This is a genomic window from Streptococcus parasanguinis (assembly GCF_001073155.1).
GTDB classification, from domain to species: domain Bacteria; phylum Bacillota; class Bacilli; order Lactobacillales; family Streptococcaceae; genus Streptococcus; species Streptococcus parasanguinis_D.
The window spans coordinates 64,996-86,657 of the sequence record NZ_JVEE01000025.1 but is presented as its reverse complement, the minus strand read 5'-3'; the positions used below and the strand labels follow the sequence as shown (position 1 = coordinate 86,657).

The following is a 21,662-nucleotide window of genomic DNA, read 5'->3' as shown; positions in this document are numbered from 1 at the left end:
TAAAAATGTTTTTCCTTATTTAGTATACTCTTTTACAAGCCTGTTTTGCAAGCGATTCCAGCAACCGTAAACGATTCGTAAACTATCAGAATTTTTGAGGGAAACACTTTTTCAAAAAAAAGAAAGAATTGGCATATTTTGCCAATCCTAAACGAATAGGAACTAATTTTTAAGTAAAATAAGTTAAGTGATTCTTCAAAGAACTATAAAAGAGTTCTAATTTTCAAAATGAATCATAATATACGAAAACTTTCCGCCGTGAGAAAAGTGCCTGAAACGTTTTTGTTTCAGGCACTCGGGAGTTTTGAAACCTTAGGTTCAAAACTAAGTCATGGAACTTCGTAGAAGTTCGCTGACGTCCGTACTCACCTAAGGAAAGTTTCTAAAATGATTTTTCTTCATTTTCTCTGTTGCTTCGCTTGCCACAATTTTCCATAGAGGAGATAGTCGACTTCACGGAGCTCTTTCAGGTTCTGACAACCGAGCGCACATAGGAGCAATCTGAGATCTTCTTTCCAGCCTTGGACAAGGACGATCACTTCTTCAATGCTCTTAGTCTCTACCATCTCAAGAAAAACGCGGGATAGTCCTACGCCACGTGCTCCAAGGACCAAGGCCTTGACCATATCAAGAGGATGACGGATGCCACCACTAGCAAGGACCTCAACCTGATCCATCTGATCCTGTAACTGTAAGAGACACTGCGCAGTTGATTGTCCCCAATCATCCAGATAAGCGCGATTGCCACCACGACGATTCTCAATATAGGCAAAACTAGTGCCACCACGGCCAGAAATATCGACGGTTTTAATTCCAGCATCTAGCGCTGCCTGAACTGTTTTGGGATCTATACCAAAGCCGACTTCTTTCAGGACTACAGGTACAGGAAAGCCCTGCCCATAGCTCTTGAGATGGTCTTTCCAAGTGTGGAAAATCCGCTCCCCTTCAGGCATGAGCAACTCTTGCATCAGATTCACATGGACTTGAAGAAAGAGAGGTTGTAGCTCTTCCACTGTTCGCAAGCCCAGATCTGGCTCTTTATCGATGCCAATGTTGGTTGCTAAAAGAAGATGAGGATGGTCTTTTTTGACTGCATACGATTGATCGCTCGGATCCTTCAGTGCTGCACTGTAAGAGCCGGTCACAAAGAGAATCCCACAAGCTTCGGCTACCGCTGCCAACTTTTGATTGATCTCTTTGGCCCGTTTACTCCCGCCTGTCATGGCATTGATATAAAAAGGGACCTCCCAATCACGCCCTGCGAAATGGGTTGTCAAATCAATCTCCGCTAGATCCACAAGGGGGAGGGATCGGTGAATCAGCTCGATCTCATCAAAGCTATTATAGGAGGAGCTTTGCTCCAAGGCATAGCGAATATGCTGGTCTTTTCGATTTTCGCTCACGAATCTCCCATCCTTTCTTGGTAAATGACTTCAATATTCTTATCCTTCCAGCGATCTATCAAGGTCTGAGTCTCAACTGGGTCAAAACTAAGGGCGATTCCACAGTCGCCTCCTCCAGCACCACTAGATTTGGCACAGGCAGAAAGACCCTCTGTCGCTTCTTGCAGGACTTTTAGAGCCGGGGTATAGATCAGATGGTTTAAGGATTTAAGGTTCTGATCTGCACGTTGGATACTGGCCTCGATCTCCCTTTGGTTTCCTTCACGGAGGCCTTTTTCAAGATTTTTCACTGCAGTCTGACTCTCCTTGAGAAAGCCTTCATTGATCGCCCCCTTGACCTGGCGGATCAAATCACTTGAAATCGCTGGTTCCTTAGTCCAACCAACCAGAAAATCATAAGAGACGGCTGGCTGGATCACTCGGATCTGATAGTTCCAATCCAGGTCTAAAACTTGTGAGAGGGGCTGGGAAGTCAAGACTTCATGCAACCAAGCCCGATCAAAGGATTGGTAATAAATCAAGTCCTCGTAGGCAATACAAGCCAAATCACCCATGGAACCATTGTCCCCTCTTTGCACCAAGACCACTGCTGCTAGTCGAAAGAGCAGGTCCGGATGTAGGTCTAGTTCATACAGAGCGGCCACGGCCTTGATCACGAGCAAGACCACACTTCCGCTGGAACCAATCCCATACTTTTTCCTCTCTTCGCCCAACGTCCCTCTTAGGTGAAGATCAAACGGTTTAGGGGCTATCCCCTGATCTTTCAGCCACTTTTCCATGAGCTGAATGGTCTCTTGAATCAAGGCGTAGTCCTTATTTGGGGTCAAATCCACCTGGTAACCAAAGAGATCTGAGACTAGCTGATAGCTTCTAGATTCTTGGATAGTAGCTGACAGATAAATGGGAATAAACTGAATCACGGCTCCATAGCCAGGCGTTAGCACTGCGTATTCTCCAGCTAGATAGAGCTTGCCTCCAGTCTGTACCTGATACTTAGTCTTCATCTTGAGGGTCCTTTGTCTTAGATACGATGGTCCGATAGCGGGCATCAAATAAAGGTACCAGCTGATCCAAGTCTTCTTCTAAACAGAGAACCTTAACATTCGGCCCTGCATCCATAGTAAAGTAACAAGCATGGCCTGCAGCGCGAAGCTCACGGACAAAGTCCATAGCTTTATGGCTTTCTTCTGTCAAGTAGCTAAAAGCTGGAGTGGCTGTTCTAGTCGTCGCATGCATAGCAAGGGCATTGCGCTCTGTCAGATGACCGACCCGTTCAAAATCATTGGCAACTAGATAGCCCAGCATGTCCTTATAATCTTGTCGAGACTCTTCGATCCATTCTTTGAAATTAGTCGAAGTCTCCATGCAGCGTTTCATCCCTTCGCGGCTGGAAACAGGCTTTTGCTTGTCATTGAGGACCAGCATGATCATCGCGAGTTTTAGGTCTGTTTGGACCTTATAAATTTCTCCACTTTCTTTGTCCCAGGCTGCTAAAGGGCCAAAGAAAGACCGCGAAGAAGAGCCCGAAGCAAACTTGGCTTTTTGAGCTAATTCCTCCTGGGTCAAGCCCAAATCATAGTACCGATTACAAGCCTTGACGAGAGCAGAGAGCCCGCTCGAGCTAGAGGACAAGCCTGCGGCGGTTGGCATGTTGTTGCTGGTATCCACCCGAACAAATCCTGCTTCATCTGCTGGCTTCAAGCCATCAATCACAGCTCCAATTTTGGCTTGCTCAGCTGGATTTTGGAATTCCCCATCGATGTAAAATTCATGCGCAGTCGCATCTGCTGGCAAGGGAGAGAGACTGGTCTCTGTATACATATTCTCTAAGGTCAACGAAATTGAACTGGTCGAAGGGACCATCTGTTTGGCATCTTCTTTTCCCCAGTATTTGATAATCGCGATATTGGCATAGGACTTAGCATTTACAGGTTTTCGATCCATGTATGGTGCGCTCCTTCTTTTTCTAATGCATGGGCAATGGTTTCTGCTTCACGAGAATCCTTGACGAGGGCAATCACACAGCCTCCAAGACCGCCCCCACTCATTTTAGCCCCTAAGGCCCCATTTTCAAGGGCAACGGCGACCAGGTGATCTGCTTCTTTACAGCTGACACCAACGGCTCTCAAGTGGTCATGACAAGCTGTAAGAGCCTGCCCAAGGCCAATGAGATCTTTTTCTTTCAGAGCCGCTTCTACCTGCTGGGTCAACTGACCAATCTCATGGAAATGGGACAAAACTTCCTGCCCTTTAGCTTCAACCTTTTGAATCGCCTCACGGGTATTGCCGTGAATCCCCGTATCCGCAATCACCAAACTCGCTTTTATACCCAGCTCCAGCGGGTAAAAGCCGACATTCCGGATGAATTTAATGGCTTGATCGCTCAGACAAGTCTTGGCATCCAGACCGCTTGGATTCATATGGGCAATGGTTTCTGCTCGATTGACCAGGATTTCTAAGGTCTCATCGTCCAGCTCCTCTTGATAATAGTCAAAAACTGCACGAATAGCTGCGATACTGACCGCCGCAGAGGACCCCATCCCCCGTTTTTCCGGTACCATAGACTGAATCCGACAGCGAATCCGGGCCTCACGAATCCCGAGGTGCTCAAGAGACGCAAAAACCGCCATGGACAATGTGTCATCTTCAAACAAAATCCATGGACTGTCTGCCGGGATGATCTGGCAGATCACTTCGATATGATGGAGTGGCAGGGCAATAGCCGGATAACCATAAACCACCGCATGCTCTCCAATTAAGATAATTTTACTATGCGCCTTTCCGACGCCTATCTCTTTATGCATATTCATCTCGCTCTACTAAGGTCATTACTATTTTAATATAAATCAGCCAAAAAAGCGATGCTTTTGAAGGAAATCCAACCTAAGACGGAGTCCAAAAATGAATCACCCAGAAGAGCTCCTTCTTATGGACAGACAAGAAAAGGCCGGGATCCGTCATCCCAGCCATCCATTTCTATTTTTCACATTCTTGTTTGATCAAGTCCATCAAAGAGTTGCGGTCTAAGATCCATTGGGCCCGTTCGTCCTTCTCATAGGTCCGGTTAGACAAAAAGATCACAGCTTCCTGCCTCTTTCGATTGTACATGATGAAGGTTCCAGTATAGCCCGTATGATCCAACCAGTCACCCTCTAGATTCCATCCGAGAGCGCGGGTCTTGCCCTCTTCACGCGCAAAATTCTGAGACAAGTCACGCGCAAAATCATCCTTCAGATAATGCTCTAAGAAGCGCTCTAGATCAGCAACAGTTGAAAAAAGTCCAGCACTTCCCGCATGACAGCCCAATACTCTCGCTTTGGGATCATGAACACTTCCAGAAGCAAGGCCACGGACCGTTGGCACCGCCTTTTCGACCGGTCCAAACCGTGTCTCTGTCATCTTCCAAGGTGTAAAGATCAGCTCTTCAAATAAACGATCCAAGGGCTGGTGAAACCTGTCTTCTAACCAAAAGCCCAACAGAAGAAAATTGACGTCAGTGTAATGAAAACTCTTGTCTTCTTTTAACTGCAAATTTTCAAGGGCTGTTTTCAACTGTCTCGCATCCAAATGATCCCGGTTGGGGATAAAAGGATCGAGCCCAGAAGTATGGGTCAAGAGTTCCCGGATGGTCGTCTTCTCATGAGCAAAACGTGGGTAAAGCTCTTTAAAGGGGCGATCGAGTGGAAGCTCCCCTTTCGCATACAAAAAGGCACAGATGGTAGCGACTCCGACGACCTTGCTGACACTGGCCAAATCATAGACCAGATCAGCCTCTACTGGCTCACCTTTTTCAGGGTCCGCAAGTCCTAGATAGTGCTCACTCCACTGACCATTGCGGTAAAGCGCAAGAGAGGCACCTGGATAGATGCCTTCTTGGATTTGTTCGGTAATTTTTTCGATGATTGCCTTCACGCTCATCACTCCATTCTTATTCTTCATAAGAAATATGGACCTGATCTTGATTGGCTTCAAACCAGAGTTCGATCTGGCTTGGATCCTTGGCAATCAAGAAAGTTCCCTTACGGTGCATAAAATCGACAGCGTCTCCCAAGCGTTCTTTCAAGTCTTCCACATCAAAAGGTGCCAATTCGACCTTGATCATGCTCAAATCCCAAGTTACCTTGTTCTCAACTTGGAGATCTTCTCCTTGAGCTTCCTGCAAATGGATAAAGTGGGCAAGAGCTGACAAGCTGCTATAGAACTTCTCAGCCTCAGCAAGATCGGCCACATTGACCTCAAGAAAGTCCACATCAAAACTCGTCAAACCTTTGAAATCTTCGGGAGCTTCTACAAGAGGCGCTTTCTCCAAAGGTTCTAGGCTTTCAAGATTTTCTTCAGCATGCACGAAAATGGTATCTCCTTGAGGAGACACAACTTCAAAGGCGCGACCATTTGCTCCTTGGTAAAGAGCGCTTGTTTCTGGCTGGCGGGCCAACAAGTAATCAATTTCTTGAGCTTGTGCCACTTTCACCACGATGCGACCCAATTTCTTTGGACCTTCGACCTTACGCGAACGCATACTCGGTGACTCTTCTAAGACAATTTTCTCTACTTTTGAGGCATCTCCTAAAGATAGGAGAGCTCCTTCTTCCACTAATACTTTCATTCCCAATGTCTCTTCATAAAAGCGTTGATTGACATTTCGGTTATTCACTTTCAAGACTGGGATCACTCTTACGATCTGATTTGCTGTCATACTTTCCTCCAAGCACTTTTTATTGTAAAAGATTTTCTGGCTTTTTACAAGAAATCTTGTGCAAAAAAGACAGATTTTTCAAAAATAAAAATCTGTCTTTCTTTTTTTAGTATACTGTTCGTGTATGGACCCGCCCGTTTGGAGCTTCAAATTCGTATTCTAAGTAATCCTGATAGGTCCCTGGTGCAATCACTCCACGCACATCTAATACAGCCGTTCCTGCCTGTCCCACAATGGAATCTGCTAACAGGCAGCAATTAGTAGACAGAACAAAGTAAGATTTAAAACGCGAAGAAGTAAATTTATATAGCTCAGCCCCTAAATCATATTTCAATTTGTAAGCGTAGGTCGGCTGACCGTCTTCCAGTAACCTCCTAGGTGGATCCCAAGGTTCTAACAACTGATCAATTTCAGCTAGACGCTTCTCTACTGCCTGATTCTCTTCTTCGGTAAGGGATAGGCTGTAGCCAAACAGCGTCTTTTGACTCTCTTTTTTACATAGTTCGATGTATGGTTCCTTATCCACTTTAAACAGTACGCCATCCCCAATCGTCCCAAATAGACGCTCTGAAAAGGGATCGTAACTTCCGTAAGAAATGACCTTCCCCTGATAACAAATATCTACATGCCCAATCGCTCCAAATAAGTTGCTGTCAGAAGTATGAACCAAAATTTCTAATTCCCTTGCCTCTTCTTCTTTTTTCACCAATCGATAAGGGCCTGTGTGTCCCGCCGAGCTCCCTTTTTGAAGAAACTGGTTAAACCGTTTTAACTCCTTAGCAGGGATAAAGGCTGCAAAGATAACCGGTAGGCTAATACGAAAGCGACGTTTTAACTCTTGGCCTTGTTGGTCTTTGTCAAATAAAATACCATCTCGAATATTAGAAATCCCCAACAAGACCAGATAAGCCCCCAAGAGGATAAATTGGAAGTGCCCATCTGAACCAGGTTCCAAGACAGTTGCTAGACCAAGCCCACCGTTTAAAAGCGCATCCCATAAATAGAGCCAGCCTCCTTTTACCCGATTGGCCTTATAAAGCCAAAATGTGATCCCATAGACAATGGCACTCCCCAACTGATATGCCCCTAAACAAATCACAACTAAGTTTACGGGCAGACTACTCAGTCGATTCAACCAGATCAACGCAAGTGAAAGAAAAATAAACCAAATAGAGTGGCTATAGGAAATAGACTTGCTACGTAACAAAAAGCGAAGAAGAAAGCTTCCTAGTCCATCAACTAAAAAGTAAATGGCTAATAGATCCAAGGAAAATTTGGTGAAACCAACGCCGTTTCGAAAAATGAGAATCCCAAAAATGACGGCAAGAACCCCAAACAATAAGGTCCGTCTTCTTGCAACTTGTTCAAAAGATATTTTTTTCAATATTCCTTCTCCTTATAGACGAAAAGTCTTTAGACAAATACTATTTTATCAAGTATAATATAAGAAGTAAAGAAAAAAGAAACTGATAAAAGGAGCAGTCTATGAAATACAATCAATATAGCTATCTATCTGTTGACCAAAAAGACATTCTTAAGGAACTAAAAGAAATTGGGTTTGACCTTCCCACCCACCTCCCAGAAAAAGAACTGTTTGAATGGTTTGTCCGCAAGGTTTACTTCACCTATAAAGATACAGATTATCCCCTCTCTAACCTAGTGGTGGATTCTAAAACAGACTTTTTAACGTATATCCAATCTGACTGCGAATGGTCTCCGAACATTTTTTACACAGTAGCCCTCCAATTACTCGGTTTCCGCTATTTTATTGATTTTGAAGATACGGATAGCTTCTTGAAAGAAGTCCAATTTCCGATTGAGTATGGAAACTTGGTAGAAAACCTCTATCACCTTCTCAATACTCGAACAGTAAAAGGAAATTTACTCATCGATCAGTTGGTCAGCGATGGCTTGATTCCTGAAGATAACCAGTATCACTATTTTAACGGCAAGAGCCTCGCAACCTTTACGAGCCATGATGCCATCCGCGAGGTCGTCTATGTGGAAAGTCGGGTCGATACCGACAAAGATGGTCTGCCAGACTTGGTCAAGGTCAGCATTATCCGTCCTCGCTATGAAGGCAAGATTCCAGCTGTTATGACCGCAAGTCCTTATCACCAAGGGACCAACGATAAGGCCAGCGACAAGGCCCTCTACAATATGAATGTCGACCTCGAGGTCAAAGAACCTCATACCATTCAAGTAGAAGTACCTCAATTAGAATTGGTGGATCCTGTCGGTTCAGCTGAGCTAGTCGATGAAGCTGAAGAAACTCTCACCCATATCAATTCCAGCTATACCCTCAACGACTACCTCCTTCCACGCGGCTACGCTAATCTCTACGTATCTGGAGTGGGGACAAAAGATTCGCAAGGCTTGATGACCAATGGAAATTACCAACAAATCGAAGCCTACAAGAACGTTATCGACTGGCTCAATGGCCGTTGCCGGGCCTTTACAGATCACACACGCAAACGCCAAGTCAAAGCTGATTGGTCTAATGGAAAGGTCGCAACCACCGGGATCTCTTACCTTGGAACCATGTCTAACGGCCTTGCGACCACAGGTGTGGACGGTCTTGAAGTCATCATTGCAGAGGCTGGGATCTCTTCTTGGTACAACTACTACCGCGAAAACGGCCTCGTGACAAGTCCTGGTGGCTATCCAGGTGAAGATTTCGATTCCCTTGCCGAATTGACCTACTCGCGCAACCTTCTAGGTGGAGACTATTTGCACCATAATGCAGCCCACCAAGCCGATCTAGACATCGTGAAAAAAGAGCTGGACCGCGCTTCTGGAGACTACAATCAATTCTGGCACGACCGCAATTATCTCTTACATGCTGATCAGGTGAAGGCTGAGGTGGTCTTCACTCATGGTTCGCAAGACTGGAACGTGAAACCTCTTCACGTCTTTAATATGTTCCAGGCTCTTCCAACAAGCATCAAGAAACACCTCTTCTATCACAATGGTGCCCATGTCTATCTCAACAACTGGCAATCCATTGACTTCCGCGAAAGCATGAACGCCCTCCTCTCTAAAAAATTGCTGGGCTACGATTCAAGCTATGAATTGCCTACTGTCATCTGGCAGGACAATACAGGAGAACAAAGTTGGACTTCCTTGGATGATTTTGGCAACCAAACAAATCAGCGGACCTTCTCCCTGGGAGACGACGAAAAAGTCATCCAAAACCGCTACGAGACAAAAGATTACGAGCGCTATGGCAAGGCTTATCCGACCTTCTTAACGGACCTCTACCAGGATAAGGCGCAACAGGTGACCATTGATCTTCCAATCGAAGAAGACCTACACCTCAATGGGAAAGCTCGCCTTCACCTGCGACTTTACTCCAGCACCAATAAAGGCCTGCTTTCAGCCCAACTCTTAGAGCTTGGAAGCAAGAAATACCTCCAACCCTATCCTGCTGTCTTGTCGGTCCGTACGCTGGATAACGGTCGCTACCATATGCTAGACAATTTGACTGAGTTGCCTTTCAAAGAAGCTGGCCAACGAGTCATTTCTAAAGGTTATCTCAACCTCCAAAATCGTCATGACCTCTTAGAGGTTGAGGCTGTGACGCCAGGCGAGTGGATGGAATTTGACTTTGATCTTCAACCAACCATCTACAAGCTCGAAAAAGGAGCGACCCTTCGCCTGGTCCTTTACACAACGGACTTTGAAATCACTGTGCGCGATCAAACCGATTACCAACTGACCATTGATTTAGCACAATCCAGCCTCCATCTTCCTGAAATGACAGAGACCCGCTAATCGTGGTCTCAAGGCTTGCCCTTACTCGGCTTCATTTGACAGCTTAGCCTACTTATGTTACTATCTAATAGAGTATTTCATAGAAAAAGATATTAGAGGAAGTTATGGCGATTGAAAAAACTGTCAGCGAAATTGCTGAAATTTTAGGAGTCAGCCGCCAGGCGGTCAATAACCGTGTCAAAGCGCTGGCTCCAGAAGATACACAAAAGAACGAAAAAGGGGTTACCGTTGTAACCCGTAGTGGCTTGATCAAGCTCGAAGAAATCTACAAAAAAACTATTTTTGAAGATGAGCCCGTCAGCGATGATGTGAAACAACGCGAATTGATGGAAATTTTGGTGGATGAAAAAAATGCTGAAATCGTCCGTCTCTACGAGCAACTCAAAGCCAAAGACGAGCAACTCGCTAAGAAAGATGAACAGTTGCGCGTGAAAGACGTTCAAATTGCTGAAAAAGACAAGCAATTGGACCAACAACAACAATTGACTTTACAGGCAATGAACGACCGCGATACCTTGAAACTTGAACTCGAACAAGCCAATGAAAAAGTTCAAGAGCAAGAAAGCAAAGGTTTCTGGGCACGCGTTTTCCGTCGATAATCTGGGGCTGGATCCTACCAGTCCCTTTTCTTTTCTAGCACAGGAGATTTCCCATGAAAATATTAGAAGATTATATCGCCTTCGATCTCGAATTTAACCAATACGAAGGTGCCTATCAGATCATCCAGGTATCTGCCGTGCGTTTTACGGACGGTAAAGAAGTCGACCACTACGACTCCTACGTATACACCGATAAGCCTCTAAAAAGCTTTATTAACGGCCTCACTGGCATAACCCAGGACAAGATCCAAAATGCTCCACAACTAGAGCAGGTCCTCGGCGAATTCAAGGCCTTCGTTGGAGACCGCCCCTTGATTGGATACAATGCCAAAAAGAGCGACCTTCCCATCCTACTTGAAAATGGCTTGGATTTAGAAGACCAGTACGCTGTCGATGTCTTTGACGAGGCTTTCGAACGTCGTCCATCTGACCTCCACGGCATTAAAAATCTCCAACTCCACACCGTTGCAGAATTTTTGGGAGTCGCAGGAAAATCACACGATAGCTTAGAAGACGCTCGCATGACAGCTCTTGTCTACCAACAATTCCTCGAATTTGATCAAGGCCGCACCCTCCTTGAAGAGCAAGAGAACTTCTCCACCAACCCCTTCGGAGGCTTGGACTTATCCGGATTTTTTGATGAATAAAAAGAGAGAGTGGGACAGAAATCGGTAATTCGTTATAATTCGATTTCGTCGTCCCACCTCCGCACAGTTGAGTAGGGCTGTAAAATCTGATGAAATCAGCGTAGTAGAGCCCACTCAACCACTGCGTCTTGCTCGACAATCCAAAAACAATTAAGAGGCTAGGACTTTTGTCCCAGCCTCTTTTGAGTTAATGAAAACTTCCTTAGCTTAAAATGGTAATTTCCCTGCGAAAGCACCGAGTTTTTTCTTAGTTGCCGCATCAATTTCTTCAATGGCAGCATTGATGGCTTGAACCGTCATATCAGAAAGCGTTTCTGTATCTTCTGGGTCGACCACTGCGGCGTTGAAATCGATGGAGACAACCTTCTTATCACCTGTAAGAGTTGCAACAACCAAGTCTTGAGCAGATTTCCCTACAAATTGAGTTGCGGCTAATTCCGCTTGGCTTTGCTCCATTTGCTTTTGCAATTTTTGAGCTTGCTTCATCATATTTTGCATATTCATCATAGCAATTACATTCCTTCCAACTTCTGAAATTTACAGTTCATTATACCATTTTTTAGACGCTTGGAAAAGCCTAGGTGAGGGAACTCTGACATCATGCCTGCTGTTTCAGGCAATTTCATGAAGAGAGAAAAGAGTTTTGAAATCTGTGGGCCTCATCTTCCCTTAAAAGCCAGAATGTTCTTTCAAATACTCCTCTTCTTCCTTGGTCGAAGGCCGTCCTAAGATGGCATTCCGATGTGGATAACGCCCAAATTGTTGAAGAATGTCCATGTGCATCTTCTCATACTTCAAACGCTTTTCTAAGCCCGGTTGATCAAATAGGCGCAGAGCTTCTTCATGAATGGTTAAAGATTCCGAATGCATAAAGGGCATGTAGAAAAAGCCTCTTTGTACAACTGGTAATTCTTGAGCTTGTGTTAGGCCTTCTTGGGCCAAGACCAAGGCCAGGGAATCTGTCGCAAAAGCTTGGGCAGTCCCTCGAAAAATATTGCGAGGAATTTGGTCCAAGAGCAAAATCTCTGCTAAACGCCCTTCTGCCGTAGCCCGCCAGTGAAACAATTCCCCACGACTGGCCTTCCAATAAAGTTCCTCAAAGCGCTCCCGCATTTCTTGATCCAGTGCTTCTGATTTTTTGAACCAATCCTCTGGCTTCAACTCTTCGAACCAGAACCTTATCACTTCCTTCATTGCTTAACCTGCCATAATTTTTTCTTTTGTTTTTTCATCCAATGCATCATTCATCCGGCCGTACTTATATCCAGCCAAATCCAAGGCTACATAGGTAAATCCGATTTTTTTCATGTAGTCATTGATCTTGTCATGCAGTTGGATGGCTTTAAGCAGATGGTCTTCTTCCACTTCGATGCGCGCCAAGTCTCCATGCACACGCACACGGACTTGCTCAAAGCCAAGTCCTACAAGGAACTCTTCCCCTTCAAAAACCCGTTGTACATTTTCTGAAGTGATTTTCACTCCGTATGGGAAGCGTGAGGCAACGCTACAAGATGGCACCTTATTCCAATTGGAGACCCCTCTTTCCTTGGCCAATTGACGAATTTCTGTCTTATAGAGGCCGGCTTCTTGCAAGACACTGCGGACACCCGCTTCGTCCCGAGCCTTGATACCAGGGCGAAAATCGTCGATATCATCCATAATATTGCCGTCTACCAATTGCTTAAAGCCCAGTTCTGTAACTGAATCCTTAATAGTTTGGTACATCAATTGTTTGGTGTAATACCAAATATTGGGCGTATTGGCAGCAATCCGTGGATCACTCAATTCTCTCATTTCCAGTCCAAGCACAGGTGCTCCTAGCTGATCGGCCAAGTCGAGCGCTAGATCGAATTCTTCATTTGAAAACATCTCAGAGTTCACGACGGCCGCAATAACATTGTCAGGTCCCAAGGTATCCAAGGCCACCTTCAAGAGATAAGAGCTGTCAATCCCACCTGAATAGGTAACTGCTACCTTTCCGATTTTTCGTAAAATATCTTGTAATTTTTCTTCTTTTTCTTTTCTGATTTGTGCTTCTGTTGCCATCTTAGAATAGCTCCCTTCCGATAAATTCTTCAATCCGTTCATTATCCAAAATCACGATCTTTTGCTGTCGAATATCCAAAACACCTTCTCGTTTTAATTCATTGAGAATGCGATTGACACTGTTTCGCGTCGAAATCCCACAAAAACCGGCAATATCTTCATTGGTAATGTTGAAATCAATCAAGAAGCCGTCTTCTTGCTCCACACCAAACAAACTGCTTAGTTTTTGCAAATGAAAACAAACCGCCCCTTTTTTACCATTCATCATCATATACTGCTGAGACTCCATACTTTCAGACAGTTTATTACGATAATAGTCCCTCACATAGTCCTGCAGCTCTTTATGCTCTTTGACAAAATTCCAAAACTTGACCCGAGGAATACGATAAAAACTTGCTTCTTCTGTCTCCACTCGCACATTGAAAGGTGAGTCTGTATAGTTGGACACCTCATCACGAATCAAAGAGACAATGTCAATGGCTTTTAGATAGGAAAAGTTAAACTCACGCCCATCACGCATGATGACACTTGTCTTGACCACACCTTCTTTCAAGATGTAGATGTAATCCTCTTTGATCCCACGATAGGAGAGGTAACTATGGTATTTTTTCTTGACGATCGGCGTTCGCCTCTCTTCCAAAAATTTCACTAAAAATTCTGAATTCACGACGGTTTTTCCTCCCCATCTGCTCTTTCTTGAAATCACACTAATGATACACCTGTTCTTGTTTTTTTATGTCATCATTTGTTGACAACAAATGGCACACACCTCTTTTAAAAAAGAATTATACTATAAGTATCAGTATTAATAAAGGAGATCGCAAATAATGGTAGAAATTAAATTACCGTACGACAAAAAGACGATTGTTGCAAAGATTCCAGATGAAAACTTTGCTGGTTTGTTAGAGTCAAAAGCGGAAAACTTCCATAACCCACTGTCTGAAGAAGAAACTGTTGAACGTTCAATGGATAACCCTATCGGCAGCCCTACTTTGGAAGAACTTGCTAAAGGCAAAAAAGACATCGTGTTGATCAGTTCTGACCACACTCGTCCTGTTCCTTCTCACATCATCACTCCAATCATTTTGCGTCGTATTCGCTCAGTTAACCCTGATGCACGCGTGCGTATCTTGGTTGCTACTGGTTTCCACCGTCCTTCAACTCGTGAAGAATTGATCAACAAATACGGCCAAGAAATCGTTGACAATGAAGAAATCGTTATGCACATTTCAACAAACGACGACGACATGGTTAAAATCGGTCAACTTCCTTCAGGTGGTGATTGTATCATCAACAAAATCGCTGCTGAAGCTGACTTGTTGATAGCAGAAGGATTCATCGAATCTCACTTCTTCGCTGGATTCTCAGGTGGACGTAAATCAGTCCTTCCAGGTATCGCATCATACAAAACTATCATGGCGAACCACTCAGGTGACTTCATCAATTCTGATAAGGCACGTACTGGTAACCTTGACCACAACCCAATCCACGAAGATATGCTTTACGCTGCTCGTACTGCAAACTTGGCCTTCATCGTCAACGTTGTATTGGACGGCGAAAAACACATCATCGGATCTTTCGCTGGGGACATGGTTGAAGCCCACAAAGTTGGTTGTGACTTCGTTGCAGACTTGGCACATGTGTCTAAGATCGAAAGCGACATCACAATTTCAACAAACGGTGGTTTCCCACTTGACCAAAATATCTACCAAGCTGTTAAAGGGATGACTGCAGCCGAAGCTTCTAACAAAGAAGGCGGAACAATCATCATGGTGGCTGGATGTGCAGATGGTCACGGTGGAGAAGGTTTCTATCGCAACCTTGCTGACGTAGAAGATCCAAAAGAATTCTTGGAACAAGCCATCAATACACCTCGTTTAGAGACTGTCCCAGACCAATGGACTTCTCAAATCTTGGCACGTATTTTGGTGCACCACCATGTTATCTTTGTATCTGACCTTGTAGATCCTGAATTGATCACAGGTATGCATATGGAACTTGCAACTTCATTTGACGAAGCGCTTGAAAAAGCCTTTGCTCGTGAAGGAAAAGATGCTAAAGTAGCAGTTATCCGCGACGGACTTTCTGTCGTTGTTGAATAGAATCAAACATGGATTTTCAACCCAATCTAGAACAGACACTCCGTTCTTTGCAAGCAGGCCATCTCTCAGTTGAGGATGCGCTGGAGCAAATCAACGGGGTTAAAGAACTAGGGTATGCAGCAATTGATACTGACCGGCAACGTCGCAACGGCTTCCCTGAAGTCGTATACGGCGAAGGAAAGACAGTTGAGCAAATGGAAGGAATCCTGCAATTTCTTTCACAAAAAGAATTGCCGATCCTCACAACAAGAGTCTCTCTCCAAAAGGGAGAGGCTCTTTCTCAGCGCTTTCCGACTGGCCACTATTATCCAGAAGCCCGCTGCTTCGTTCTCAACTCTAAAAAGGAAGAAGCCGATCCTGAACACTACATTGCGGTCGTCACAGCAGGGACAAGTGATGTTCCTGTTGCAGAAGAAGCTGCAGTCACTGCAGAAACCTTTGGCCATTCGGTTCGCCGAATCTATGATGTGGGAGTCGCCGGCATCCATCGCCTCTTCAATCGCTTAGAAGAGATCCAAAAAGCCAGTGTGATCATCGTGATTGCCGGTATGGAAGGAGCTCTTGTCAGTGTCGTAGGAGGCCTTGTGGATGTCCCCGTTATTGCCGTTCCGACCAGCATTGGATACGGAAGCAACCTTCAAGGGCTAACAACCTTGATGAGTATGTTGACCTCTTGCGCTTCTGGTGTAACGGTCGTCAACATTGATAACGGATTTGGTGCAGCTTATTCAGCATGTATGATCAATCGACTCAACCACAATCGAAAGGAAAACTGATGACCAGTCTATTTTTAGAACCTTTTTCTGGAATAAGTGGCGATATGCTCAATGGTCTTCTTGTGGACCTTGGGGCAGATGTCGACCTTCTTCACACAAAACTCGAGAAACTGGGAGTGGATGGTTTCCACCTCCACGTTCATCGCGTCGCAAAAAGCGCAATTTGGGGAACTGATTTCGATGTTCACCTTCACCACGGGGAGAAAGATACGGGGATTGAAGGTGATTTTGATCACGATCATGAACATCATCATGATAACGAACATCATCATGATCACGAACATCATCATGATCACGAACACCATCATGATCACGAACATCATCACGATCATGAACACCATCATCACCATTCCCACGCGGATGCTCGCAGTTATGCGGATATCCACGATTTGATTGCCGCTTCACAGTTGAGTCCTTTTGTGAAAGAAAAAAGTCTTGAAGTCTTTCTTGATATCGCAAAGGCCGAAGCAGCTGTGCATAACATGCCTGTCGAACAGATTCATTTCCATGAAATTGGTGCAATTGACTCCATTGTCGACATCGTTAGCTTTTTCATCCTAGTGGAATCGCTCGGTATCGATACAGTTTACTCTACTCCTCTCACTGAGGGAAGTGGGACCATTTCAGTTGCCCATGGAGAAATGCCTGTTCCGGTTCCCGCTGTGATGCAGTTGAGAAAAGGAACGACTATTCCGATTACTCAAGACTTCACAGTTAAAACGGAGTTGATTACTCCGACAGGGTTAGCCCTCCTTAAAGCATTGTCACCAATCTTTGAACCAATCCCTTCTCACCTTTCCATCGAAAGTGTGGGATATGGATTTGGTAAAAGAGAGACTGGAAAATTCAATGCTTTACGTGGTTCGCTATTGAAAGAAGACACCTCTCACAGCACCACTGTTGTTCATCGCACGGAAGATCAAATTATTGAGATCACCACTACGATCGATGATCAAACACCAGAGCAACTTGGTTATATTATCCACCGTTTCCTGGACGCTGGAGCTTTAGATGTCTACTATCGTAGCGTCGTTATGAAAAAGAATCGCCCTGGCTTTGAATTGATTCTCTTGATTCAAGGAAGTCAGTTGGAAGATTTTTCAGCCCTCTTGTTCAAAGAAACCAGTACCATTGGTTTTCGATACCAACAAGTCGACCGAAAGGTCATGCAACGTCGATTTGAACAAATCGATACGGAATTTGGACCCGTTACGGTAAAAATTAACCAGTACGGATCTACCACTAAAAAAACACTTGAATACGAAGACTGTCAGCGTATTGCTACGGAGATGCAGTTGCCGATTCAAGAAGTTTATCACCAATTACAAAAATACATTTATTAATTTAGGAGACATTAATTAACATGACACATCAATTACTTGCAGAAGTTATGAGTACAGCTTTGATGATTATCTTCGGGGTTGGCGTACACTGTGACGACGTTTTGAAGAAAACAAAATATGCTGGAACTGGACACTTATTCGCGATCACTACATGGGCATTCGGTATCACTGTCTGCTTGTTCGTCTTTGGCGGCGTTTCAATGAACCCTGCTATGGCTTTGTTGAAAGTCCTTCTTGGTAAATTGACAATCGCTCAATTCTTCCCAATTGCAATCGCTGAAATGATCGGTGCTTTCCTTGGAGCTTTGATTGCTTACTTTATGTATGCTGACCACTTCAAGATTTCTGAAGGTCAAATTGATGGTGTTGCTATCCGTAACATCTTCTCTACAAACCCTAACTGCCGTAACCTTCCACGTAACTACTTCGTCGAAGCGTTCGCAACATTTATCTTCTTGACATCTATCATGGCTGCTGAACACGCCAACGAAGCAATGCTTCCATTCACTGTTGGTTTGATCGTTTGGGCTATCGGTATGGGTCTTGGTGGTACTACAGGTTTCGCAATGAACCAAGCGCGTGACCTTGGACCTCGTTTCGCTTACCAAATCTTGCCAATCAAAGATAAAGTAAACAACGACTGGCAATATGGTCTTCTTGTACCAGGTACTGCTCCATTTGTTGGTGCTGTCCTTGCCTTCTTCTTCATCCGTTACTTCCTTGGAATCATGTAATGAGTTGATCGAAGAATCATTCGAAAGCAAGCATCGAAGGGTGCTTGTTTTTTTGATTCCTTCGTTTTCCGAAGCCGTCCATAAAATGATATAATGGACAAAGCAAATCATGAAAGAAACAAAAGAAGGAAGAACGACATGACTCATTTTCACACCATTGTCATCGGCGGTGGCCCAGCAGGTATGATGGCGACCATTGCCAGCGCCTCTTATGGCCAACCTACGCTACTGATCGAAAAAAATAAAAAGCTGGGTAAGAAACTTGCAGGTACCGGAGGGGGGCGCTGTAATGTCACAAACAACGGGACCTTAGACGATTTGATGGCCGGTATCCCTGGAAATGGCCGTTTCCTTTACAGTGTGTTTTCCCAATTTGATAATCATGATATCATCCAATTTTTTACCGATAATGGCGTCAAGTTAAAAGTCGAAGACCATGGCCGGGTCTTTCCTGTTAGTGATCAATCTCGCACCATTATTCAAGCCTTAGAAAATAAGATTCTTGAGCTTAGTGCTAGCATTGCCACCAACTGTGAAGTGGTCTCTGTCACCAAGCCAGAAGACGTCTTCATCGTCAAATCAGCTGAAAACACTTGGACAGCTGATAAGCTGATCGTTACGACTGGAGGCAAATCCTACCCTTCTACCGGCTCTACTGGCTACGGACACGAAATCGCCCGCCACTTTAAACACACCATCACAGATCTCGAAGCGGCAGAAAGTCCTCTTTTGACAGATTTTCCACACAAGGCCCTCCAAGGCATCTCTCTGACAGATGTGACCCTCAGCTACGGCAAACACATCATCACACACGACCTTCTCTTTACCCATTTTGGACTTTCTGGCCCTGCAGCCCTTCGGATGTCCAGCTTTGTTAAAGGCGGGGAAATCTTATCTCTGGACCTCCTTCCGACCACTTCTTCCCAAGAGTTAAAAGACTTTCTAGAAGAGCATCGAGAAAAGGCGATTAAAAATAGCCTCAAGGCCCTACTTCCTGAACGATTAGCTGATTTCTTGGCGCAAGGATTCCCTGAAAAAGCCAAGCAACTCACTCCTAATCAGACAGAAGAGCTCATCCAAAAGATCAAAGAGATGCCTATCCCCGTCACTGGGAAGATGTCTCTAGCCAAATCCTTTGTGACCAAGGGTGGCGTCAGCCTCAAAGAAATCAATCCGAAAACTCTGGAGAGTAAGCTAGTTCCTGGACTCCACTTTGCAGGAGAAGTCCTCGATATCAATGCCCATACAGGCGGTTTTAATATCACATCCGCCCTCTGCACCGGTTGGGTAGCAGGGAGCCCTCATTACTAAAAAACGAACTCGATTTTCGAGCTAGTTTTAGAATGATGACCAACTATTTTAAAGTAAAATAAGTTAAGTAATTCTACAAAGAAATATAAATGTGGTCCAATTCTTAGGATGAATTAAGAAAATACCAAAACTTTCCGCTGTGAGAAAAGTGCCTGAAATGTTATTGTTTCAGGCACTCGGAATTATTGAGACCCTAGGCTCAATAATTAGTCATGGAACTTCGAAGAAGTTCGCTGACGTCCGTACTCACCTAAGGAAAGTTTTTAAAATGACTTTGTCTTCAATCTGAAACGAACTCGATTTTCCATCGAGTTCGTCTTTTTATTGTTCTTTGGTTAATGAAAAACGGAAATCATTGTATTTGGTGTAGTCAAATTCTGTATTGACAGGCGCTGTGAAAACAATCGGGGTATAATGGCCTTCTTCTAAGACAAAACCTGGCTCCAGTCGGAAGTTGGCTACACCTAGCCCTGTGATCCCAGGAAGCAAGGCATCAGCTCCATCCAATCCTTCTGACTCCCAATAGTATATATTGCCTGTTGCTTTTACTGCTCTTGCTGTATAGGTCGCTGTCCGAGTCGGTTCGCTATCATTTTTGAAGCTAACAACTGTTGTCACATCTCCATTGGCGTCCACTGTCATTTTAATCGCATCTGCTTGTGGGCTAGATCCTACCCAAGTTCCCACCAATTCTGCAGGGACAGTAGCTTGCGTCGTAGTAGACGCATTCTCAGTCTTACCAGAGTCTTTTGAAGCTGTCGCGCTACTTGCTTGAGTCGAAGAGCTAGCTGTATTGTTTGCCTGAGAGGAAGATGCTGCACTCTTTTTACTATTACTTTTAGCTTTTTTCTCTACCTTGCTGGTAGAAGCTTTTGCGGATGAGGAAGCTGTCTTTTTATCCTTTGCACCACAACCACCGAGAGCTAGACCAAGTGACGCAGCCACCAGAACAGCGGCACTCCAACGGAAGATTGATTTTTTCATAAGATCACCTCTTTATCTTTCTGACTCCCATTATACTCCAATTGTTACAAAAATCAAGTTTTTTTGTAACAATTGTAATTTTTTTGTAACATATTTTTACATTTAAAACACCAATCGTAATAGGGCGATCAAGACAATTCCAAACAAAACGGTTCCCATAAGGTTTTTGTAACGAAAGGCTACAAAGAGACTGGGAATGGTCACTACTAGATCCAACCAGTGAAACTGCGGGAGGCTTCCAATTTTTCCATCTACTAAGCTTGATAAAACCAAGGCAAAGATAATGGAAATGGGCAGGTATTTGAGAAAGCGGGTCACAGGAGCCGGCAGTCCCTTGTATTTGACCAAGAGGAAGGGCAAGATCCGAGGAATCCAGGTAACGAGTGCTGAGGCCAGAATGGCCATGAAGATAGAACTATTCACGCGCATCACAGACCACCCCCACAAAACAGCCGATCAAGGTCGCAGCTAGCACTGCTAGTGGTTGCGAAACAAAAAAGAGTAAGAGAAAGAAACTCACTGCTACTGCTAACAGCACCATGAGCATGGTCTTGGTCTTTTCTGTCAGTTGCATTCCTTGAAACTGGGCTGCAAAAATCCCAATAAACATAGCCACTAAAGCAAAATCAAGCCCAAAAGCCTTTGGATCAGGTAGGAGAGATCCTAGAGCTGTTCCGATAACTGTCGCACTGACCCAGGCCACATAGCCTACTAGATTGTTCCCATGCATCCAAGGAACTGTAATGGTGTCCGTTTTTAACTTCTCACTCAAGTAGACCCCATAACTCTCATCGGTCAGGAGACTTCCAATCCCGATGGTATGAGCAAGGCTAGCATCCTTAAAGTCAGACGACGTATGCAGACTCATCAACATATTACGGAGATTGATCAAACACACCGTCAAAGCCATATTCAATATTGAAGAATGAGCCGCAATCAGAGAGATCATCGCAAACTGGGCCGCCCCAGCATAGACCAAGATACTCATCAAGGCCATCTCCAAAGGAGAAAGATAGGGAGACGCCACCACACCGCAAGCCAGGCCAATACTGATATAGCCCAAAGCCGTCGGAAGTGCGTCCCTCACCCCCTGCCAAAAATCTTTTTCCACTCTCTCACTCCTTTCTGAATCATTGACCTCTATTATAACACAAGAAAAAAGGTTGAAAAAGGACAACTGAGAGAGAAAGCTTTATAATCCCAGCCCTCCTCAATCTTTTATTCCTTCTATCATACCGAATTTTCTT

Annotated in this window: 22 protein-coding genes; 8 read left to right on the top strand and 14 right to left on the bottom strand. The window is 44.5% G+C overall.

The window, feature by feature from the left end; genetic code table 11:
* Positions 1–398: 398 nt before the first annotated feature.
* The 7 genes from fni to ADH92_RS03490 form a co-directional block, all read right to left on the bottom strand.
* Positions 399–1,403 carry a type 2 isopentenyl-diphosphate Delta-isomerase gene (gene fni, locus ADH92_RS03520; RefSeq protein ID WP_049497140.1) on the bottom strand — a complete coding sequence of 335 codons (1,005 nt, stop codon included), beginning with the start codon at positions 1,401–1,403 and terminating at the stop codon, positions 399–401.
* Positions 1,400–2,407: a phosphomevalonate kinase gene (locus ADH92_RS03515; protein ID WP_049497138.1), complete on the bottom strand. Its 1,008-nt coding sequence runs from the start codon at positions 2,405–2,407 to the stop codon at positions 1,400–1,402. The genes fni and ADH92_RS03515 overlap by 4 nt, the downstream gene beginning before the upstream one ends.
* A complete protein-coding gene (gene mvaD / locus ADH92_RS03510; RefSeq protein ID WP_049497135.1) occupies positions 2,397–3,347 on the bottom strand; it encodes a diphosphomevalonate decarboxylase in 951 nt (316 codons plus the stop codon). Before mvaD ends, ADH92_RS03515 begins: the two co-directional genes overlap by 11 nt.
* On the bottom strand, positions 3,329–4,207 hold the full coding sequence (gene mvk, locus ADH92_RS03505; protein WP_009731693.1) for a mevalonate kinase: 879 nt from the start codon (positions 4,205–4,207) through the stop codon (positions 3,329–3,331). Before mvk ends, mvaD begins: the two co-directional genes overlap by 19 nt.
* A 172-nt stretch (positions 4,208–4,379) precedes the next feature.
* On the bottom strand, positions 4,380–5,321 hold the full coding sequence (locus ADH92_RS03500) for a serine hydrolase domain-containing protein (protein ID WP_049497134.1): 942 nt from the start codon (positions 5,319–5,321) through the stop codon (positions 4,380–4,382).
* Between the two features lie 10 nt (positions 5,322–5,331).
* Positions 5,332–6,099, bottom strand: a complete 768-nt coding sequence (locus ADH92_RS03495; RefSeq protein WP_049497132.1) for a CppA N-terminal domain-containing protein — start codon at positions 6,097–6,099, stop codon at positions 5,332–5,334.
* Positions 6,100–6,205: 106 nt separating this feature from the next.
* Positions 6,206–7,483: an HdeD family acid-resistance protein gene (locus ADH92_RS03490; RefSeq protein ID WP_023919173.1), complete on the bottom strand. Its 1,278-nt coding sequence runs from the start codon at positions 7,481–7,483 to the stop codon at positions 6,206–6,208.
* A 101-nt stretch (positions 7,484–7,584) separates the two neighbouring features.
* Here ADH92_RS03490 and ADH92_RS03485 point away from each other — a divergent pair, with 101 nt between their 5' ends.
* From ADH92_RS03485 to ADH92_RS03475, 3 genes are all read left to right on the top strand, one after another.
* On the top strand, positions 7,585–9,873 hold the full coding sequence (locus ADH92_RS03485; protein WP_049488257.1) for a Xaa-Pro dipeptidyl-peptidase: 2,289 nt from the start codon (positions 7,585–7,587) through the stop codon (positions 9,871–9,873).
* A 104-nt stretch (positions 9,874–9,977) separates the two neighbouring features.
* Positions 9,978–10,472 carry a DUF536 domain-containing protein gene (locus ADH92_RS03480; protein WP_003008835.1) on the top strand — a complete coding sequence of 165 codons (495 nt, stop codon included), beginning with the start codon at positions 9,978–9,980 and terminating at the stop codon, positions 10,470–10,472.
* Positions 10,473–10,525: 53 nt separating this feature from the next.
* A complete protein-coding gene (locus tag ADH92_RS03475) occupies positions 10,526–11,119 on the top strand; it encodes a 3'-5' exonuclease (RefSeq protein WP_049497129.1) in 594 nt (197 codons plus the stop codon).
* Positions 11,120–11,326: 207 nt separating this feature from the next.
* On the opposite strand, the gene ADH92_RS03470 is transcribed toward ADH92_RS03475, so the two are convergent.
* The 4 genes from ADH92_RS03470 to ADH92_RS03455 form a co-directional block, all read right to left on the bottom strand.
* Complete coding sequence (locus ADH92_RS03470; protein ID WP_003005613.1) at positions 11,327–11,626, bottom strand: YbaB/EbfC family nucleoid-associated protein; 300 nt, start codon at positions 11,624–11,626, stop codon at positions 11,327–11,329.
* Positions 11,627–11,788: 162 nt separating this feature from the next.
* Positions 11,789–12,313 (bottom strand): DUF924 family protein, encoded by a 525-nt coding sequence (locus ADH92_RS03465; RefSeq protein ID WP_049471959.1) that lies wholly within the window; start codon positions 12,311–12,313, stop codon positions 11,789–11,791.
* Positions 12,314–12,316: 3 nt separating this feature from the next.
* Entirely contained in the window at positions 12,317–13,165 is an 849-nt protein-coding gene (larE, locus tag ADH92_RS03460) for an ATP-dependent sacrificial sulfur transferase LarE (RefSeq protein WP_023919180.1), read from the bottom strand.
* A gap of 1 nt (position 13,166) precedes the next feature.
* The gene (locus ADH92_RS03455) at positions 13,167–13,832 is read right to left on the bottom strand and encodes a Crp/Fnr family transcriptional regulator (protein ID WP_021153951.1); all 666 of its coding nucleotides are present in this window, start codon (positions 13,830–13,832) and stop codon (positions 13,167–13,169) included.
* A 160-nt stretch (positions 13,833–13,992) separates the two neighbouring features.
* On the opposite strand from ADH92_RS03455, the gene larA reads away from it, so the two are divergent.
* The 5 genes from larA to aao all read left to right on the top strand — a co-directional run bounded on the left by larA (position 13,993) and on the right by aao (position 19,431).
* Positions 13,993–15,267 carry a nickel-dependent lactate racemase gene (gene larA, locus ADH92_RS03450; RefSeq protein ID WP_049497126.1) on the top strand — a complete coding sequence of 425 codons (1,275 nt, stop codon included), beginning with the start codon at positions 13,993–13,995 and terminating at the stop codon, positions 15,265–15,267.
* 8 nt (positions 15,268–15,275) lie between these two features.
* On the top strand, positions 15,276–16,043 hold the full coding sequence (larB, locus tag ADH92_RS03445; protein WP_049497124.1) for a nickel pincer cofactor biosynthesis protein LarB: 768 nt from the start codon (positions 15,276–15,278) through the stop codon (positions 16,041–16,043).
* Entirely contained in the window at positions 16,043–17,386 is a 1,344-nt protein-coding gene (larC, locus tag ADH92_RS03440) for a nickel pincer cofactor biosynthesis protein LarC (RefSeq protein ID WP_049497122.1), read from the top strand. Before larB ends, larC begins: the two co-directional genes overlap by 1 nt.
* A 20-nt stretch (positions 17,387–17,406) precedes the next feature.
* Positions 17,407–18,120 carry a D/L-lactic acid transporter LarD gene (gene larD / locus ADH92_RS03435; protein ID WP_024056458.1) on the top strand — a complete coding sequence of 238 codons (714 nt, stop codon included), beginning with the start codon at positions 17,407–17,409 and terminating at the stop codon, positions 18,118–18,120.
* 138 nt (positions 18,121–18,258) lie between these two features.
* Positions 18,259–19,431 (top strand): aminoacetone oxidase, encoded by a 1,173-nt coding sequence (gene aao, locus ADH92_RS03430; protein WP_049497119.1) that lies wholly within the window; start codon positions 18,259–18,261, stop codon positions 19,429–19,431.
* Positions 19,432–19,752: 321 nt separating this feature from the next.
* Here aao and ADH92_RS03425 read toward each other — a convergent pair whose 3' ends face one another.
* The 3 genes from ADH92_RS03425 to ADH92_RS03415 all read right to left on the bottom strand — a co-directional run bounded on the left by ADH92_RS03425 (position 19,753) and on the right by ADH92_RS03415 (position 21,526).
* A complete protein-coding gene (locus ADH92_RS03425) occupies positions 19,753–20,415 on the bottom strand; it encodes a hypothetical protein (RefSeq protein ID WP_049497117.1) in 663 nt (220 codons plus the stop codon).
* A 102-nt stretch (positions 20,416–20,517) separates the two neighbouring features.
* The gene (locus ADH92_RS03420; RefSeq protein WP_235287923.1) at positions 20,518–20,844 is read right to left on the bottom strand and encodes an AzlD domain-containing protein; all 327 of its coding nucleotides are present in this window, start codon (positions 20,842–20,844) and stop codon (positions 20,518–20,520) included.
* Positions 20,831–21,526, bottom strand: coding sequence for an AzlC family ABC transporter permease (locus ADH92_RS03415; RefSeq protein ID WP_049497115.1), 696 nt, complete (start codon positions 21,524–21,526; stop codon positions 20,831–20,833). The genes ADH92_RS03420 and ADH92_RS03415 overlap by 14 nt, the downstream gene beginning before the upstream one ends.
* Positions 21,527–21,662 lie beyond the last annotated feature (136 nt).